This is a genomic window from Paraburkholderia sp. SIMBA_027, from assembly GCF_046535315.1.
In the GTDB taxonomy this organism is placed as follows: Bacteria; Pseudomonadota; Gammaproteobacteria; order Burkholderiales; family Burkholderiaceae; genus Paraburkholderia; species Paraburkholderia tropica.
In genome coordinates, this window is sequence record NZ_JAWRWY010000014.1 from 225,922 (window position 1) to 244,139 (window position 18,218).

The following is an 18,218-nucleotide window of genomic DNA, read 5'->3' on the forward strand; positions in this document are numbered from 1 at the left end:
CAACGCGCGACGCCTTCAAGGCAGCGCGCGAATGGAGAAGTCGCGGATGGTCTGGCGCGAGGCCGTCGAGCGAAAACCGAACCAGCCCGCGTCGGGCAGCGGCGGCGAGGCCGCGAAATACGGCTTGCCGTCGAGATAGAAACGCGTGCCGCGCCTGTCGACGACGATGCGCACGCGGTACGGATGATTCGCGCGCAGCAGCCAGGGCGGCGTCGTGTATTGCGCGAGCAGCGGACGCGCGCTTGTGCCGTCGTAGCGGCGAAAGCGCGTCGTGGTATTGCCGTTGCCGCCGATGCCCGCGTAGAACAGATCGAGCGCGTCGTAATCCTCGAAGCGACCCGAACCGCCGAACGGCGCGACGCGACCGTTCGAGCCGCGCGCGCTGGCCAGCCAGAACTGGTTCAGATCGGAGACGCGGTCATGCGGCCCGCCCGCATCGAGCACGGTGCGCGTATAGGTGATTTCGTAGTGGCCCGTGAGCCGCCGGTCGAGCCAGACGGTCAGGCCGCGCGCGCTGTCGAGCACCAGCGCGTGGTGATCGGTGTAAACCGGCGACGATTTGCGTGACGAATGCGAGTCAATACTCGCTTTCGTCGATGGCACAGTCTTGGAATCAGGCTCGGCCTCCACAATCCAGCGACGCGCGTCGAACGACGCAAAGTCTTCGCGCAGGATCGCGCGCGGCGCGGCGTGCAACGGAAACGCGGCGAGCAGCGCCAGCAAGGCTGGCAGCACGCGCACGGCGAAAGAAGGTCTGCGCACGGCGGGGACTCCGTCACGTTGCATCGGTTAGGGGAACAGCCGCGCGAGCGGCTTCTGCCCACCTTGTGCAACGAGACGCGCAAAGCGTCAGCGCGTACGCGAAAAAATCTAGCTGAACACGCTCAGATACGGACCGACGCGCGTGAGCTGGACCGGCGCGCTTTCCGCGACCTGCGTAAGCGCGCGCGGAATGTCGCCGAGCAGGAACACGCCGCTCACGCGCGCCTCGCCGGCTTCGCCCGTCACGCGGATCACGCCCGGCTCGTAGCGGTTGAAGACATCCACGAGTGCGTCGAGCGAGACGTTGTCGGCGACGAAGATGCCGCGCGTCCAAGCGCTCACCAGATCGAACGACTGCGCGAGACGTCGCGCGCCATCGGACGAGAACGCGACGCTCTCACCCGCCGCCACGCGCAGCGCCGGGCGTCCCGGCTGCAGGACCACGGCCTCGCCCTTGCCCACCGCGACCACGCTATGCCGATAGATGCGCCCCACGTTGATCGTGCCGCCTTCGGTCTGCACGACGCCATGTTCGGTTTCGATGCTGCGCAGAAGTCCCGCATGCGACGCCCGCATATGCACGAGCACCTGCCCCGCCGAGACGCGCAGCACGCGGTCGCCAGACCCCACGCTGCGATCGCTACGATCGACGCGATAAACCCGGCTGCCCGCGTCGATCGTCATTTGCGAGCCGTCGGCGAGACTCACGGTGCGCCGTTCGCCGATCGCGCTCTGCCAGTCCGCGTCGAGACCGAGCCGATGCACGCCCTCGCGCAGCGCCACGCCCGCAAGCGCCAGCGCCACGCCGCCAAATCCCGCGCGCAGCAGCTTGCGGCGCTGCGCCGACGGCACCCGCAACGCCTCGGCCGCCGCCGCGCGTTCAGCCGCGCCGCCGGGCCGCATGCGCGCGAGCCGCGTCTGCAGCGCGGCCCACGCGCGGCCGTTCGCTTCGTCGCGCTGCCACGCTTCGAATGCGGCGAGTTCACGCGCATCGAGTTCGCCTTCACGCAGGCGCACTTCCCATTCGACAGCGCCCCGCGCGCTGGCCGCCTCGGTGCCCCTCATGACGCGCGCCGTGCTCATGCCGCCTCGCAACACAGCACGAGCGCCTGCGCGACGTATTTGCGCACCATGCTCGCGGACACGCCGAGCCGCACCGCGATATCGGCGTATTTCATGTCTTCGAACTGACTCAGGATGAACGCCTCTCGCGCGCGTGCGGAAAGCTGCTGCAAGGCCGCGTCGATCAGCAGGATCTCCTGCACGGCTTCGAGCGCGACCTCGGGCGCGGGCGCAACCGGTTCGGGTGCGAGCGCGAGCCGCGCGAGATAGGCGCGTTCGATATCGCGTCGACGCCAATGCTCGAACGTCAGCCGGCGCGCGATTGTCGTGAGCAAGGCGCGCGGCTGCCGGATCGCGCTGACGTCCGGATGCGCGGCCAGCTCGGTGAACGCGCTCGCGGCGAGATCCTCGGCGTCGCTGCTCGATCCGACGAGACGGTGCATACAGCCCGTGAGCCAGCCGTAGCTGCGGCGGAATTCGTCGGACAGGAAACGCTCGCGCGCCGGATTGGTGAGCGCCTCGGCGTCGGCGGCGCGGCCGGCGGACAGGCTTTGGGATCGGATCGCCATGACGGTCGGACTGAACGCATTGCGCGCAACGCGTGAGCAGGCAAGTTGGGCTGAGGCTGGAGCGGCGATTCTAAAGTTGCGGGCGCAGCCGTCCAAAGCACGGATTCTCGAATCGATATGACGCGCACGGTGCTGCGCATTGCATAAATGATTCGGAGCGCCACACAAAAAAATCCTGCCCGACTGCACTGTTTCGCTGACGCTTTTCGATGCTCGTTGCACATGGCCATCGTTCACCCGCGCATCGGCATGCCGCGCATCCCGAACGCTTCGATCATCGACATAACGACAGGCTTAACGTGAAACGACCCCGTACCCCGGCATCGCGCCGCAGCGCGCGCCGTCCGGCCAGCGCCCGCAACACGCTCTCAATCGCGCTTTCGGCCGCGCTCTTTCTTGCAGCCGGCGCCGCGCTCGCACAGGACGCCTCGACGCACACTTTCCATCTCGCGGCGCAACCGCTCAACCGCACGCTGCTGTCCATCGCGGCGCAAAGCGGCGTGCCGCTCAGCTACGACCCGCATCTCGTCGAACACGTGCAGGCCGCGCCCGTGAGCGGCGCGCTCACAGCGCAAGGCGCGATCGCACAGGCGCTCAAGGGCACCGGTCTCGAAGTCGTGACCACGGACAGCCACGCGCTCGCCGTGCGCCGCGCCGCGCCGGCCGCCACCGCGACGGAGGACGCGCGCCCAAAAGCTGACCGGCCGCAGCGGCCGGTTCCCCCGCCCGCCACCGCCGACACGACCACCACCACGCAACTGGGCACCGTGACCGTGAGCGCCACGCGCGCGCGACGCGACGACCCGCAGCGCACGCCGACGTCGAGCTACCGCGTGACCGGCCGCGAACTGCAACAGCAGCACATCACCTCGCTCGCGGATCTTCAGCAGCTCGTGCCCGGCCTGAACGTGCAGACCACCGATCCGTCCGACACGCAGATCACGATCCGCGGCGTGGGCGACGGCGGCGGCCAGACGAGCGGCGAGCAGAACATCGGCATGCCGAGCAGCGTGGCCGTGTATCTCGACAACGTGTACCTGCCGCGTCCCGGCATGCTCGCGGGCGCACTCGCCGACGTCGATTACGTCGACGTGCTAAGCGGCGCGCAAGGCACGCTGTTCGGCGCGAACTCGACGGGCGGCGTGATCGACATCCACACGCCGCTGCCGAGTTCCACGCTGACCGGCTCCGAAAGCCTCTCGTTCGCCTCGCGCGGCACGGTGCTCAATCACACCATGCTCTCGGGGCCAATCGCTGACATGCTCTCGGGCCGCATCGACTTCGTGCACAACAGCACCAACGGCGACGTCAACAACATCACGAACGGCCACACGCTCAACGGCAATTCGAGCAACAGCGTGCGCGGCCAGCTGCTTTTCAAGCCCAACAATCAGTTCAGCCTGCGTCTGAGCGCCGATTACAGCAACGAGAACGACTCGCCCACGCCGGTGACGTATTCGTCGAATTCGGTGAATGGCGTGAACAGCTTTCTCACGCATTCGTCGTTGATCGGCAATCGCGTGGTGTATGGCGGCGACGATCACAACGTCGCGCTCGACGACGAAAACAGCATGCATCTCGTGCAGGGCGGCGGTTCGGCCGAGGCGAACTATCGCTTCGACAACGGCTACAACCTGCGGTCCGTGAGTTCGTATCGCTACTTCAATTACGTGCCTTCGGTGGCCGACAGCCTGAGCGTGCCCGTCTACGCGAACAGCGGCACGCAGTTTCTCGACCGTTCGTGGTCGCAGGATTTCCGCCTCGATTCGCCGCACGGACAATACTTCGACTGGGCCGTGGGCGCGACCTACATGGGCGAGAACGAAGCGACGCAAGCCTTCACGCGTTACGCCGACAGCAAGCTGCCGGGCCTCTATTACGGCAGCACGGCTTACGACGGGCTCGACATCATTCGCTACGGCACGCTGCACGACGAAGTGTGGTCGGGCTTCGGTCAGGGCACCTTCCACGTGACGCCGCGCTTCGACATCACGGCGGGCGTGCGCCTCACCTACGACAAGAAAGGCGGCCAGTTCATCCGCTATAACAAGGCGCCGTTCAACTCCGGTTACCTTGTTCAATACAACACGCTGCCCTCGGCCACGCTCGCGTTCAAGTATCTGCTCACACGCGATCTGAGCAGCTATCTCGCGCTCTCGTACGGCGAGAAAGCGGGCGGCCTGAACGTCTCGGCGGGCGCGGCATCGAAGGCCGGCGACAGCTCACTTGTGATCGCACCCGAACGCACCAAGAGCGCGGAACTGGGCATCAAGGGCACGTTGCTCGACGGCTCGCTGAGCGCGAAAGCCGACGTGTTCCTGACCTACGTGAACGCGTTCCAGACGCAGAGCTACGACCCCAGCACGCAATCGACCTACCTCGTGAACGCGGGGACGTTCCGCTCGCGCGGCGCGGAATTCTCACTGCAATACACGCCCGACGATCATCTGCTGCTGCAGACATCCGCGGTCTATAACGACGCGCGCTACCTCAACTATCACCACGCGATCTGCCCGCCCGAAGTCACGCTCGGACCGTCCGGTTCCACCGCGATCTGCGACCTCACGGGCAATCAGGTCTTCAACGCGCCGAAGCTCACGTTCAATGCGACGGCGCGCTACACGTGGCACACACTCAACGGCCTCACTTCGTTCGTGAGCGCGCGCTATTCGTATCGCACGTGGATGTACGGCACCGTCGACGACTCGGCGTTCACGCGCATTCCGGGCTATGGCCTCGTCTCGCTTTCGGCGGGCACGGGCGGCAAATTCAGTCGCGGCAGCTGGACCGCCTCGCTCTGGGTCAACAATCTGTTCAACAAAACCTACTATCAGCGGCTCGTGGAAAGCGATTACGGGTCGGTGCTCGGCTGGATCGGCGAACCGCGCACGATCGGCGGCACGCTGACCTATCAGTTCTGAGGCCGCGATGAGCAACGGATTCGATCGCCGAACCTTCTTCAAACTCGCTTCGCTGGCCGTAGGCGGAACGCTCGCCGATGCGTCCACGGCGGCGCGCGCGCATTCTGCTTCCTACGCCGACAGCATCGACGATGCCAACGCGAACGAAGCGCGCGTGCATTGGCTCGACGGCTCGCTGCGCGCCACGCCCGAATCGTTCATCGGCGCGACGTGGGGCGTGCCGTGGCCGCGCGGCGCGGTCGATGCGCACAGTGCGTTCGACTTGCGCCTCGCGCACGCGGCAGCGACGCCAACGTCTGCGTCCGGGCGCGTCGCGCTGCAATCGTGGCCGCTGGCTTACTGGCCCGATGGCTCGCTGAAATGGTCGGCGCATACGCTCGCACCACAAGCGCTCGCAGCGCTGCAAAATGGCGGCGAAACGCCTCGAGACTTCATCGTCGAACCTCGTGCGGCGCGCGCCGACGAAACGAACAATGCGCCCGCCATCGCGCATCTCGACGGCGACCTCATCCGCATCGATACGGGCGTATTGCAGGCCACGCTGCCACTCAATGGCGCGCGCGTGTTCGACACGTTGAGCCGCAACGGCCAGGCGACGCTGCGCGACGGCCGCCTCCTTGTGCTCACCGACGAAGCGCCTACCGCACAGCACGACGACGAAGCTCAAGCGACCGCACGCGAACGCTACACGGGCCGCATCGAGCATGCCACGCTCGAACAAAACGGCCCGGCGCGCGCCGTCGTCAAGCTCACCGGCACGCACGCGCAGGAAGGCAGCAACGCCACGTTGCTGCCCTTCGTGCTGCGGCTTTACTTCTATCGCGGCTCGGACGCCGTGCGCATCGTGCACAGCCTCGTCTACGACGCCGATCCACAGCGAAGCTTCATTCGCGGCGTGGGCCTGCGTTTCGATATGCCGCTCGACGGCGAGCCACACGAACGCTTTGTGCGCTTCACGGGCGACAACGGCGGCGTCTTCGCCGAGGCCGTGCGCACGCTCACCGGCCTGCGCCGCAGCCCCGGCGCGAGCGTGGAAGCCGCACAATTCGCGGGCGAGGTCACGCCGCCCGCTTCCGCGCTCGGCCCTGTATCCGCGAGGGATTTGCGCTTCGTGCCCGCCTGGGGCGACTACACGCTGCTCCAGCCGAACGCCGACGGCTTCACGATTGACAAACGCACACAAAGCGGCTGCGGCTGGATTCGCGCAGCGAGCGGCACGCGCGCGGCGGGCACGGCTTGCCTCGGCGCGCTTTCAGGCAGCGTGGCGTTCGGCATCCGCCACTTCTGGCAGAGCTATCCGGCGCAACTCGACATTCGCGGCGCGCACAGCGAACGCGCCACCGTCACGCTCTGGCTATGGGCGCCCGACGCGCCCGGCATGGATCTGCGCCCGTATCACGACGGCATGGGCGAAACGAGTTACGCGCTGCAACGCGACGCTCTCGACATCACCTACGAGGATTACGAGCCGGGTTTCATGACGCCGTATGGCGTGGCGCGCACGAGCGAAATCGAACTGCAGTTGCTGCCGCGCACGCCGACCAATGCCGAACTGATCGACATCGCGCGGCGCATCGAAACGCCGCCGCGTCTGCTACCTTCGCGTGCGTGGATGCATCGCGCCGAAGCGTTCGATCCGTACTGGCGTCCACGCGCGTCGCGCGTCGCCGCTGCGCCCGTGATCGCGCGCACGCAACGCGCGCTCGACTGGAACTACGACTTCTATCGCGGCCAGATCGAGCAGCGCAAGTGGTACGGCTTCTGGGATTTCGGCGACGTGATGCACACCTACGACGCCACGCGTCACGTCTGGCGCTACGACGTCGGCGGCTTCGCGTGGGACAACGGCGAGCTGAGCAGCGGCATCTGGCTCTGGCACTACTGGCTGCACTCGGGCCGCGCCGACGCCTTCCGCACCGCCGAAGCCATGACGCGCCACGGCAGCGAAGTCGACGTTCATCACATCGGGCCGTTCAGTCCGCTCGGCTCGCGTCACGACGTCCAGCATTGGGGCGACAGCGCGAAGCAACTGCGCGTGTCCACGGTTGCGAATCACCGCTTCTACTATTACGTGAGCGCGGACGAGCGCATCGGCGACCTCATGCGCGCGCAGATCAACGCGGTCGAGCGGCTGCGCGACGTGCTGCCGGGCCGCAAGATCGGCGAGCCGTTTCCGCCCGACGATCGCGCGCATCACGCCACCGTTTCGTTCGGCACGGATTGGGGCGCGGTGGCGGCAGCCTGGCTCACCGAATGGGAACGCACGGGTGATCCTGCCTGGCGCGACAAACTCGTCGCCAGCATGACGACCATCGCCGCGCAGCCGCATGGATTCTTCACGGGCTACGGCGTGATGGATCTGCGCACGGGCGCGTTCGCGCGCGACGCGAGCGGCGCGTTGTCGGTCTCGCATCTGAGCGCCGTGTTCGGTCTGCCCGAAATCTGCGGCGAGCTGTTGCGCGTGCTCGATGTGCCAGCGTTCCGCACGGCCTGGCTGCAATACTGCACGCTTTATTCCGCGAGCGCCGACGCTCAGCGCGCGGCGCTCGGGCAACCGCTCGGCAAGCTGAATCTGAATCAGGGCCATGCGCGACTGCTCGCCTACGCGGCGAGCGAAACCGGCGACCGCGCACTGGCGCATCGCGCGTGGACACAGTTCCTCGCCGGTCACGCGGGCAGCACGTTCGAGGACTTCGTGATCGAGCGCGTGCGCGTGCCGACCGTGCTCTACGACGTGGACGAAGCGCCGCGCGTTTCGACCAACTCCACCGCGCAATGGGGACTCGGTGCGATCGGCCTGCTCGCGCTCGTCCCCGACGACGTGTAAGCCCATCGAAGGCGCGCGCATCGCAATCGAATAAGGAATTCGTTTTTCCTTCTAACGATTGCGAGCGCGCGAAAACGCCCCGTAGCGTGATATTCCGCCCGGGCATATGAATAGCGCATCATCGCTTTTGTGGTCGAACGCGCGGTCAGTAGAATCGTGCGGCTCACGCATCGAGCCCACTATTCAGCAGCATTCACACGCGAGTTACCACCATGAAAGCTATCCGCTCCGTCTTGCTCGCCACACTCCTTTCGGCGGTCGCCGCCGCGCCCGCGTTCGCCGCCGACGAACTGGCCCAGGTGAAGTCGTCCGGCGTGTTCCGCGTCGGCACCGAAGGCACTTACGCGCCGTTCACGTATCACGACGAAACGGGCAAGCTCACGGGTTTCGATGTCGACATCGCCAGCGCCATCGCGCAACGTCTGGGCGTCAAGCCGGAATTCGTCGAAGGAAAGTGGGACGGACTGATCGCCGGTCTCGACGTGAATCGGTACGACGCCGTCATCAACGAGGTGTCGATCACCGACGCGCGCAAGGTGAAATACGACTTTTCGACGCCGTATATCGCCACGCATGCGGTGCTGATCGTGCGCGACGACAACACCACGATTCATTCCTTCGACGATCTGAAAGGCAAGAAGTCGGCGAATACGCTCACCAGCAATTTCGGCAAGCTCGCCGCGTCGCACGGCGCCGATGTCGTGCCGGTGCAAGGCTTCAACGAGTCGATCGATCTGCTGACCTCGGGCCGCGTGGACGCCACGGTCAACGACTCGCTGTCGTACCTCGATTTCCGCAAGCACAAGCCCGACGCCAAGCTGAAGATCGTGGCCACCGACACGTCGAGCGCCGGCGATCAGTCGGCCGTGCTGCTGCGCAAGGGTAATCCGGCGCTGGTCGCGGCCATCGACAAGGCGCTCGCCGACATCAAGGCCGACGGCACCTACGCGAAGATTTCGCAGAAGTATTTCGGCAAAGACGTCTCGCAATAAGGCGGGCTGAACGATGCCGGCATGGCTGCATTTAATGGCGCAATCGCTCTGGCCGCTGCTTTACGCGGGGCTCGTGTTCACTGTGCCGCTCACGCTCGCATCGTTCGCGATCGGCGTCGCGCTCGCGTTCTGGGTAGCGCTCGTGCGACTGTTCGGTCCGCGCTGGGCCAGCGCCGCCGCGCGCTTTTATATCTGGCTGTTTCGCGGCTCGCCGCTGCTCGTGCAGCTATTCGTGATCTTTTACGGCCTGCCCAACGTGGGCATCGTGCTCGATCCGTTGACGGCGGCGATCATCGGCTTTTCGCTGAACGTGGGCGCGTATAACGCCGAAGTGATTCGCGGCGTGATCGAATCGATTCCGCGTGGACAATGGGAAGCCGCGTATTCGCTGAACATGACGCGCGCGCAGGCGCTGCGTCGCGTGATTCTGCCGCAAGCGATTCGCGTGGCGTTGCCCGCGTTGTCGAACGCTTTTATCGCGCTCGTGAAAGACACATCGCTGGCCGCCGTGCTCACGGTGCCCGAGATTTTTCAGGCCGCGCAGCGCATTGCGGCCGTGACCTACGAACCGCTCATTCTGTATAGCGAGGCCGCGTTGATTTATCTGGCGTTCAGTTCCGTGCTGTCGCGCGCGCAGTTCCGGCTCGAAGCGCGCTTCGGTCGCCACGCGCTCTTTTCGCCGGGCCGCTGATGATCGAATTCGACAGCATCGGCAAATCGTTCGGCGAGCATCGCGTGCTGATCGATATTGCACTGACACTCAAGGCGGGCAGCGTGACTGCGCTGATCGGCCCGTCCGGCAGCGGCAAAAGCACCCTGCTACGCTGCGTGAATCTGCTCGAAGTGCCGGACAGCGGCACGCTGCGTGTTGGCGATGCGCAGATCACGTTCTCGCCAGGACGGCGCATTGCGCAGGCGGAGATTGCGAAAGTGCGCCGCCATACCGGCATGGTGTTCCAGAACTTCCAGTTGTTCCCGCATCTGAGCGTAATCGAGAACGTGATGGCGGGGCTCGTGATTCTGCCGCAATGGGATCGCGTACGTGCGCGCGAACGGGCCGCCGCGCTGCTCGACAAAGTGGGCCTCGCCGCCAAAGCCGAAGCATGGCCCAGCACGCTCTCGGGCGGCCAGCAACAGCGCGTGGCGATTGCACGCGCGCTCGCGCCGTCGCCGCAAGTGCTGCTCTGCGATGAACCGACTTCCGCGCTCGATCCCGAACTGTCCGCCGAAGTCGTGGACGTGCTCCGCCAGCTCGCGAACGAAGGCACGACCATGTTGATGGCGACACACGATTTGCGGCTCGCCGCGTCGGTCGCGCACGATGCGATCTTTCTCAAGGACGGCACGGTGGTGGAAGCCGGTCCATCGAGCGAACTGTTCTCGCGCCCGCGCGACGCGCGCACCGCGCGATTCATTTCTACGCTTACGCAAGCCGCGCCTATCGTTTGAGTGCCTTTTTTAGGCACTAAATCGCGCTTTCTACGCGACCGCGACCGCAACCTCGCCGACGATTTCGGGCTTACGCGGCAGCGTGCAATACGGCTTTGGCGCGTGGCGGGCAGCCTGAAAAGCGGCTGCCCGGCATGAATTATCCGAATGCCCTTGATCGACCAGGCGGACATTCGCTTTTCACCGATACCGCCGTGTTCAATACCTATGGCGCTGGCGAGTTATCGCATCAGCGCGCCATTCGAAATTTCGGGCGGCTATCGCGATACGCGCGCGTCGTCGGCCAATGGCATTCAGGATGCGGCCCGCTATCAACAGGTCTCGTTGCGCGAGATGTATCACCTGTCCAGGCGCACGACGCTCCATACGTTGCAGGCATATCAGCACGCTTCGGAACAGACGCCCGGCGCACCTTCCAGTCTCTAACACGCGCGGCACGGCATTTGCTGGCTCTCCGTTGACATTCAACACTAAACGGAGAAACCTATGCCGACGATCTGCAAACCCGCACGCGGCCTCGCTGCCGCCCTACTCGCTCTTTCGGCGGCCGGCGCCATGACGATCGCCACCGGCGCAGCCGCGCAGACGAACAACGATCCGAACGCCGCGCCGCCCACGCACGCCGACAAGAAGGCCGAGAAGGAGCAGGCGAAGGCCGACAAGAAGGCCGCTGTCGCCCAGGCCAAGGCCGACAAGAAAAAGACCGACGCGCAAGCCGACGCCGACAAGGAAAAAGCCGATGCGCGCGTGAAGGACGCGAAGGATCAGTAATCTGCCTGCGGCGGTTTATCGCCGTCGCCGCGGTCATTCAAACTGACCTTGGCGATAAAGGCGCGCTGAAAGCGAATGCATCACACGCGCATTCAGCGCGCCTCATTTCACGCTGCGATCTCGTCGAGCTTGCGCCCGCGCGTCTCAATCGCGAATGCGCCGATCACGATCGCGCCAAGCAGCGAAACGAGCGCGAAATAACCGAACACCGCTTCGACACGCAGATACGTCAGCAACGTGCCGATCACGAGCGGACCAATCACCGACGCAATCCGCGTAATCGCCGAAGCCGCGCCCGCGCCGGTCGCGCGAATACGCGTGGGATACACCTCGGGCGCATAGACGTAGATGCCGCATTGCACGATCGCGATCATCGCCACGCTCATCGAGGCCAGCACGAGCACCTGGCCGGCGGGCACCCGCGTGCCGCTCAGCGCGAGCCAGCACATCGGCAACGCCGCGCCGAGAAACGCAATCGCGAACGTCTTTCTGCGGCCGAGCCAGTCGATCGCAAAGGTGCCCATGAACGTGCCCAACAGCGTCGCGATCATGCTCACCATCCCGTAGCGCAGCGCCACTTCCAGCGGCAGGTGATAGACGGTGCGATAGAGCGACGGTAGCCAGACCAGAATCCCATAAGTCGTCAGGCTACCGCAACCCGCCATCAGCCAGACCACCAGCGTGCGCCGCGCGAAGCCGCGCGCGAACAACGCACGGAACGATTCCTTCTGTTCCTGCGTGCCGTGCGCGACGACTTCGGGCGTGCTTGCGTCGGCGAGCCGCGCGGCGGGCGCCGTGCGCTCCATCTCGTCTACGATGCGGCGCGCGGCGTCGGCGCGTCCGTTGATCGCGAGCCAGCGCGGCGACTCGGGCGCGACGCGCGGCAGAATCGCCGCCAGCACGATCGGCAAGCCGCCGACGAGAAACATGATCTGCCAGCCGTAAGCCGGAATCAGCCAGAGCGCCGCGATGGCCGCCACCAGATTGCCGAGTGCGAACGTGGATTGCAGCACGAAGATCACGCGGCCGCGAATGCGCGCGGGGCACACTTCGTTCATATACGTGGCCGACACCGGCGATTCGCCGCCGAGCCCGATGCCCTGAAACAGACGCAGCGCGATAAACACCGCGTAACCCGGCGCATAAGCCGACGCCACGCTGCCGAGCGCCAGCAGCACGAGCAGCCAGCGCAACACGCGCAGACGCCCGAAACGCTCGGCGGCGGCGCTGAACAGCAGCGCGCCGATCGTCTGCCCGACATAGCCGCTCGACACCAGCAAACCCGCCTCGGTCGGCGTGAGATGCCAGAGGCCCATCAGCACCGGCATCACGAACGCGATGGTCAGCGCGTCGAAGGCATCGGTCATATGCACGAGCCCGATCATGCCGAGCACGCGCGTATGCCAGCGCGTGAACGGCAGACGCTCGATGCGCGCGGAGATCAGCGCGGCTTCATGCCGACCGGCGACGCGCGCGTCGTCGATCGTCTCGTACTCGTTCGCAAGACGTGTCAGTTCCATCGTGTCCTCGAAGGAAACGTTTGTGGGGAAAACATCGGAAAACAGCGGGAAAATCGCGCGGGTCAGCGCGCGATAGATGAACAGTCAGACGACGTCAGGCAAGATCGAGCACCAGCGTGCCGCTTTGCGCACCGGACACGCAGATCATCATGGCGTCGTTCGCGGCGCGTTCGGATTGCGTCAGCACGCTGTCACGATGATCGACGCAGCCGCCGAGCACGCGCGTCTGACACGCGCCGCACAGCCCTTCGCGGCAGCTGTATTCGACATCGACGGCGGCGTCGAGCAGAACGTCGAGCAAGGGCTTGCCCGCGGGCACGAACAGCGTCCGGCCGCTGCGCGCGAGTTCCACCGTGTAGCCGGTGCGCTGCGTGCTCTCGACCGGCGCGCTCGCCGCGAAGCGTTCGATATGCACGTTCGCGATGCCCGCGTCGGCACACGCTGCCTGGAACGCATCGAGCATCACACCCGGGCCGCAGCAGTACGCATGCACGTCCTTCGGCTGACGCGCGAGACACGCGGCCAGATCGAACGGCAGGCCGTCGTGTTCGTCGTCGAAATGCAGCAGCACGTCGCCGCCCAGCGCGGCCAGTTCGTCGAGAAACGCGGCCTGGCCGCGGCTGCGCGCGCAATAGACGAACTGCACCGTCTGCCCGCGCTCGCGCAGCTTGCGATACATGCACAGCATCGGTGTCACGCCGATGCCGCCCGCGACCAGCAGCGTCGACGACGCCGCTTCGTCGAGCGCGAAGTGGTTGCGCGGCGCGCCGATCGACAACGTCGCGCCGCAGCGCAGCTCCTCGTGCAGCCAGCGCGAACCGCCGCGGCTCTTTGCGTCGTGCAGCACGCCGATCACATAGCGGCCGCGTTCTTCAGGCGCGTTGACGAGCGAATAGCTGCGCGTGAGGCCGTTGGGCAGATGCACATCGAGATGCGCGCCGGGCGTGAAAGGCGGAAACACGTCGCCTTCCACGGGCACCAGTTCGATGCTCGCAATGCGCTGCGCCTCGTGGCGCAGCGTGCGCACGCGCGCCTGCAAGCGGGCTTGCAAACGGGCCTGCGAGCCGACATTCGGGCCGTGAGTGGAGTCGTTCATCATGTGACGAGGCTTCCGGAAAATCCTTCGGTTGGCGTCAAGCGGCGGCTTCGTCGTTCTCGTTCGCTTCAGCACGCACGCCATGCACAGAGAAAAATTGCGCGCGCTCGACCTTCTGCCCGATCGCGGCTTCATACGCCTCGCGCACGGCTTCCGGCTGACCATACTGGCCGATGAAATCGCGCAGATACGCACCCAGCAGCGGATGCGCCGCCAGCGCCTCGCGCGGCAGCCCGTTCATCATCTCGTCGCGGCACGCCGAAGGCAGGAACACGTTGTGGTTCGCCTGCGGATCGGTGATGAGCCCCTTCGGCGCGTTGCCCGCCGCCACCGCTTCGAGTTCCTCGAAGAAGCGCCGGCGCAGCATCACGATGCCGCGATCGCTCGCCCCGAGCGTTTCCTTCGTGCGGTCGGTAATCGCGCCCTGCCCGACCCACGCGGCGAAGTCCTGATTCGCGACGTGCGAGGTGATCCACTCGCCCTGCTCGTCGCGCAGCGGCCCGTACCACGCGGGAATGTGCTCCTGCACGTAGGGCTCGCGCTCCTTCGGCACCTTGTTGAGCACCCAGAGAATGCTGAGCGTGTTCTGGTCGTCGATCGGCACGCGCCATTCGAAGTGATGCCCGAGATAGAAACCGTTCGGCCAGAGCGTCACGCGGCCCGTGGTCCACATCGGGTTCGCTTCGTTTTCATGCGCGCGCAGACGCTTGTAGATGAAGCCATGCTCGAACTCCTCGTACTGCGTGCGCAGATGCGTGGGCACGTGTTCGGCGTGACTGTCCTGCTGACGCGAGGTCCAGTTGTTGTGCGTCCACTCGAAATGGATCGGATCGATCGAGTTTTCCTGGCACTGAAACCAGTTGCACGGAATCTCGGCCATCACGACCTGGGCGAAACCGTTCGCGTAGTTGAACGGCTCCCAGTCGGGCAGTTCGGGCGCGGGCGCGGCGCCCATGTACGCCCAGATCATGCCCGCCTTCGCGCGCACTTCGTACGCCGTGATTTTCGTCTTCTGGCGCAGGCGCGCATCGACGTCGACGATCTCCTCGAAAGGCTGATGCGTGCATTGCCCACTCGCATCGAACTCCCAGCCGTGATACGCGCAGCGCAGCCCGCACTGCTCGACGAAACCGAACGCGAGGTCGGCGTTGCGATGCGGACAGCGACGCTGCACCAGCCCGAACGTGCCGCTCAGATCCTTGAACAGCACGAGGTCCTCGCCGAACAGGCGAATGGGACGCACCGCCTTGTCGTCGAATTCCGCGACGCCCGCCACCGGATGCCAGTAACGGCGCAGATAGTCTCCCATCGGGGTGCCCGGGCCCACCTCGGTCAGCAACCGGTTTTTTTCAGCGCTCAACATGTCTTGTGTCCTCACTCGTTGGAAACGCGGCGTCATGCGCCTGCGGTGCATGGCCGTCGATGAGTGCATTTTTGGCGACGGCATGCGCGCTTACAACTTCCTCAAAATCCAAAAAAGTCGCCGATCGTCTCAAACGTGATCGCGTGCCCTGACCCCATCCCATCGCGTCGATCGCTGCATTTTTTGCTTGATGTCAAAAATCTTCCGCCGCAGAATGTCGGTTCATTTATGTTCTATGTGTTCATTTTTGAACATGTGAAGACCTATCGAGCAACCGGACGGACGAGACAGACATGCTGAAAATTGGAGTGGTGGGCGGCGGAATTGGCGGACTGGCCGCGGCGATCGCGCTGCACCGCGCGGGACATCGCGTGACGGTGTTCGAGCAGGCGGAGCGCTTCGGGCGCGTGGGTGCGGACATCAATCTCACGCCGAACGCGGTCCGCGCGCTCGACGGGCTGGGCGTCGGCGAACAACTGCGCGAGACGGCCGCGCGGCCCAACGCCCGCATCAGCCGCATGTGGGACACCGGCGAGGAAACCTCGCGCCTCGCCATGTCGGACGAAGCGGAACGCCAGTACGGCGCGCCGCAGCTGACGATGCATCGCGCCGACGTGATGAGCGCACTCGAAGCCGCGCTCGCGCCGGGCGTGCTGCACCTCGGCCAGCGCACGGTCTCGTTCGCGCAGGAGACCGATGCGGCCACGATCACGCTCGCGGACGGCACGACGCACGCGTTCGACCTCGTGATCGGCGCGGACGGCATTCACTCGGGCGTGCGCCGCCATCTGTTCGGCGCGGAGCATCCGCAGTTCACGGGCATCGTCTCGTACCGCGCGGTCGTGCCCGTCGAGCGCCTGAGCGGCATCGACACGGGCGCGTTCGTGAAATGGTGGGGACCGAGCGACGACCTGCAGATCGTCACGTTCCCGCTCAACCGTGGCCGCGATGTGTTCATTTTCGCGACCACGTCGCAAAGCGACTGGACCAACGAATCGTGGACGCTGCCCGGCGACCCCGACGCGCTGCGCCGCGCCTATGCCGCGTTTCACCCGGAAGCGCGCGCGCTGCTCGACGCTTGCGACACGGTGCTCGCGTCGGCGTTGTATATTCGCGATCCGTTGCCGCAATGGAGCGGCGCGCGCATGACGCTGCTCGGCGACGCCTGCCATCCGATGATGCCGTTCATGGCGCAAGGTGCGGGCATGGCGATCGAGGATGCCGTGGTGCTTTCGCGCGCGCTGACCGACGTCGCGCCCGCCGGACTCGACGACGCGCTCGCACGCTATGCACGTGCGCGCCAGGAGCGCACGGCGCGCGTGCAGATTGGCTCGCGCGGCAACAACTGGCTCAAGAGCGGCGGCAACGCCGACTGGGTCTATGGCTACGATGCGTGGACGGTGCCGCTGCAATAACGGCACGCTTTTCAACAGGATCAGATGCGTACGGATACGTCTTCCCCCTCATCCGCCGAGGCGGCCAGTTCTCCCGTCGAGCGGGCGTTTCGCCTGCTGCGCTACATCGCGGAAGGCGGCTCGACGGCCAACCTCAGCGACGTCGCGCGGCAGATCGGCGTGAACCGGGTCACGGTGATGCGGCTCATCGAGTCGCTCAAGGCGGCGGAGCTGATTCAGGAGCGGCCGGCGGGCGGCTCGCATCGGCTCGGCCTGCCGTTTCTGACGCTCGCCGCAAGCGCGCTCGGCGCGTCCGATCTCACGGCGCGCGCGCGCCAGATTCTGCCAGGGCTCGTCGAACAGACCGGGCTGTCGGCGTTTCTCGCCGTGCTCGAAGGTGCGGAGATCGTCTATCTGATTTGCGAAACGCCTGATACGCCGCTCGTGACGCGCATTCGCGTGGGTAGCCGTCTGCCCGCGCATCGCGCGACGCCGGGGCTGGCCATGCTTGCATCAGCCGACGGTGAAGCGCTGCGCGCGCGTTACGCGAATCAGCCGGGGATCGACGCGCCGCCCGATTGGAACGCGCTCGAGCGCACGCTCGATACCGTGCGCGAGAAAGGCTATGCGTGGAGTTTTTCCGGGCTGGAGGCGGGTATCGATTCCTGCGCGGTCGCCGTGCGCGACACGCGCGGCGACGTGCTCGCGGCGCTGAGCGTTGCCGGGCCGAATACGGCGTTTTTGGCCGATACGGGCTTGCGGGCGAAGGTTGAGAACAGCGTGAAGGCGGCGGCGAATGCGCTTGCGGGGTCGGTGTTTTGAGGGTGAAAGCGATCGGTGAGATTGGTGATTTCGGGGGACGTGCGAGCTAGTAACGGCGCTGAATGGCTGAGATCGTTTCCCGATCGCCGTAGAAATGAATGTTTGCTGCGAAACCCGAGGCCTGGACGGAAAATTGAAATGTCGGCATGCCGTCGTGATCTCGTCATAACGGCTCAAGAATAAGCGCGCCAGCTACGACCGCGTGTCCATGGCCGTACTCCGCCGACGACGCCGTTACTCGCAGTTGGCCGTTTTCATTGCCATCACTTGCTGCGAGTGATCGAGGCAGCAGCGTCGAGTCGCCTGGCACGCCCGCTGTTAAAATAGCTGCCTTTTTCTGGGAGAGAAAAGTGTCCTGGTTTATCTATGAAGTGCCCGAATACAATGAAGACGGGGCGCGCATCGAACCCTTCATCGACCTGCGTAGCCGCGTTATGAAACTCAGTGGGCAATCGATGGCCGACGAACTGGAAAGCGTCCGCGAAAACGCCGCAACAACGGCGGACACGCCCACGCGCCCGCTACGCGCCGCAGAAAATCCTCACGTATTTCCGATTCCCTATGCCGACTCCATGATCCTGGTCGGGTTCATTTTTGAGCTGGAGCGTGAGTCCCGGCAATTGGTGGTGTCACCTGTGGAAATGCCCTGGCTGAAAGACGCATAGAAAAC

At 65.4% G+C, this 18,218-nt stretch carries 16 protein-coding genes; 10 read left to right on the forward strand and 6 right to left on the reverse strand.

Going from position 1 to position 18,218, the window contains the following annotated elements:
* Positions 1-15: 15 nt before the first annotated feature.
* The 3 genes from SB764_RS26345 to SB764_RS26355 all read right to left on the reverse strand — a co-directional run bounded on the left by SB764_RS26345 (position 16) and on the right by SB764_RS26355 (position 2,393).
* Entirely contained in the window at positions 16-762 is a 747-nt protein-coding gene (locus tag SB764_RS26345; RefSeq protein WP_176081033.1) for a DUF6250 domain-containing protein, read from the reverse strand.
* 108 nt (positions 763-870) lie between these two features.
* Positions 871-1,827, reverse strand: a complete 957-nt coding sequence (locus SB764_RS26350; RefSeq protein ID WP_410865535.1) for a FecR family protein — start codon at positions 1,825-1,827, stop codon at positions 871-873.
* Between the two features lie 14 nt (positions 1,828-1,841).
* A complete protein-coding gene (locus SB764_RS26355) occupies positions 1,842-2,393 on the reverse strand; it encodes a sigma-70 family RNA polymerase sigma factor (protein ID WP_410865537.1) in 552 nt (183 codons plus the stop codon).
* 299 nt (positions 2,394-2,692) lie between these two features.
* Here SB764_RS26355 and SB764_RS26360 point away from each other — a divergent pair, with 299 nt between their 5' ends.
* From SB764_RS26360 to SB764_RS26390, 7 genes are all read left to right on the forward strand, one after another.
* Complete coding sequence (locus SB764_RS26360; protein WP_183039854.1) at positions 2,693-5,314, forward strand: TonB-dependent receptor domain-containing protein; 2,622 nt, start codon at positions 2,693-2,695, stop codon at positions 5,312-5,314.
* A gap of 7 nt (positions 5,315-5,321) precedes the next feature.
* Complete coding sequence (locus tag SB764_RS26365) at positions 5,322-8,141, forward strand: Tat pathway signal sequence domain protein (protein ID WP_410865539.1); 2,820 nt, start codon at positions 5,322-5,324, stop codon at positions 8,139-8,141.
* A 212-nt stretch (positions 8,142-8,353) separates the two neighbouring features.
* Positions 8,354-9,133, forward strand: coding sequence for an amino acid ABC transporter substrate-binding protein (locus SB764_RS26370; protein ID WP_065059806.1), 780 nt, complete (start codon positions 8,354-8,356; stop codon positions 9,131-9,133).
* Positions 9,134-9,146: 13 nt separating this feature from the next.
* On the forward strand, positions 9,147-9,824 hold the full coding sequence (locus tag SB764_RS26375; protein ID WP_065059807.1) for an amino acid ABC transporter permease: 678 nt from the start codon (positions 9,147-9,149) through the stop codon (positions 9,822-9,824).
* Positions 9,824-10,582, forward strand: a complete 759-nt coding sequence (locus SB764_RS26380) for an amino acid ABC transporter ATP-binding protein (RefSeq protein ID WP_074985508.1) — start codon at positions 9,824-9,826, stop codon at positions 10,580-10,582. The genes SB764_RS26375 and SB764_RS26380 overlap by 1 nt, the downstream gene beginning before the upstream one ends.
* A gap of 153 nt (positions 10,583-10,735) precedes the next feature.
* Positions 10,736-11,008 carry a hypothetical protein gene (locus SB764_RS26385; RefSeq protein WP_410865542.1) on the forward strand — a complete coding sequence of 91 codons (273 nt, stop codon included), beginning with the start codon at positions 10,736-10,738 and terminating at the stop codon, positions 11,006-11,008.
* 129 nt (positions 11,009-11,137) lie between these two features.
* Positions 11,138-11,353 (forward strand): hypothetical protein, encoded by a 216-nt coding sequence (locus SB764_RS26390; protein ID WP_231957541.1) that lies wholly within the window; start codon positions 11,138-11,140, stop codon positions 11,351-11,353.
* A 107-nt stretch (positions 11,354-11,460) separates the two neighbouring features.
* Here the strand turns inward: SB764_RS26390 and SB764_RS26395 are convergent, their stop codons facing one another.
* The 3 genes from SB764_RS26395 to SB764_RS26405 form a co-directional block, all read right to left on the reverse strand.
* On the reverse strand, positions 11,461-12,873 hold the full coding sequence (locus tag SB764_RS26395) for an MFS transporter (protein WP_176081028.1): 1,413 nt from the start codon (positions 12,871-12,873) through the stop codon (positions 11,461-11,463).
* A gap of 94 nt (positions 12,874-12,967) precedes the next feature.
* Positions 12,968-13,972 carry a PDR/VanB family oxidoreductase gene (locus tag SB764_RS26400; RefSeq protein WP_408592025.1) on the reverse strand — a complete coding sequence of 335 codons (1,005 nt, stop codon included), beginning with the start codon at positions 13,970-13,972 and terminating at the stop codon, positions 12,968-12,970.
* A gap of 34 nt (positions 13,973-14,006) precedes the next feature.
* Positions 14,007-15,332 carry an aromatic ring-hydroxylating dioxygenase subunit alpha gene (locus SB764_RS26405; protein ID WP_321867303.1) on the reverse strand — a complete coding sequence of 442 codons (1,326 nt, stop codon included), beginning with the start codon at positions 15,330-15,332 and terminating at the stop codon, positions 14,007-14,009.
* Between the two features lie 293 nt (positions 15,333-15,625).
* Between SB764_RS26405 and SB764_RS26410 the strand changes: the two genes are divergently transcribed.
* The 3 genes from SB764_RS26410 (at position 15,626) to SB764_RS26420 (ending at position 18,213) form a co-directional block, all read left to right on the forward strand.
* Positions 15,626-16,747 (forward strand): FAD-dependent monooxygenase, encoded by a 1,122-nt coding sequence (locus SB764_RS26410; protein ID WP_065059812.1) that lies wholly within the window; start codon positions 15,626-15,628, stop codon positions 16,745-16,747.
* Positions 16,748-16,771: 24 nt separating this feature from the next.
* Positions 16,772-17,548, forward strand: coding sequence for an IclR family transcriptional regulator (locus SB764_RS26415; RefSeq protein WP_065059813.1), 777 nt, complete (start codon positions 16,772-16,774; stop codon positions 17,546-17,548).
* A 350-nt stretch (positions 17,549-17,898) separates the two neighbouring features.
* Positions 17,899-18,213, forward strand: a complete 315-nt coding sequence (locus tag SB764_RS26420) for a helicase (RefSeq protein WP_065059814.1) — start codon at positions 17,899-17,901, stop codon at positions 18,211-18,213.
* Positions 18,214-18,218: the final 5 nt, after the last annotated feature.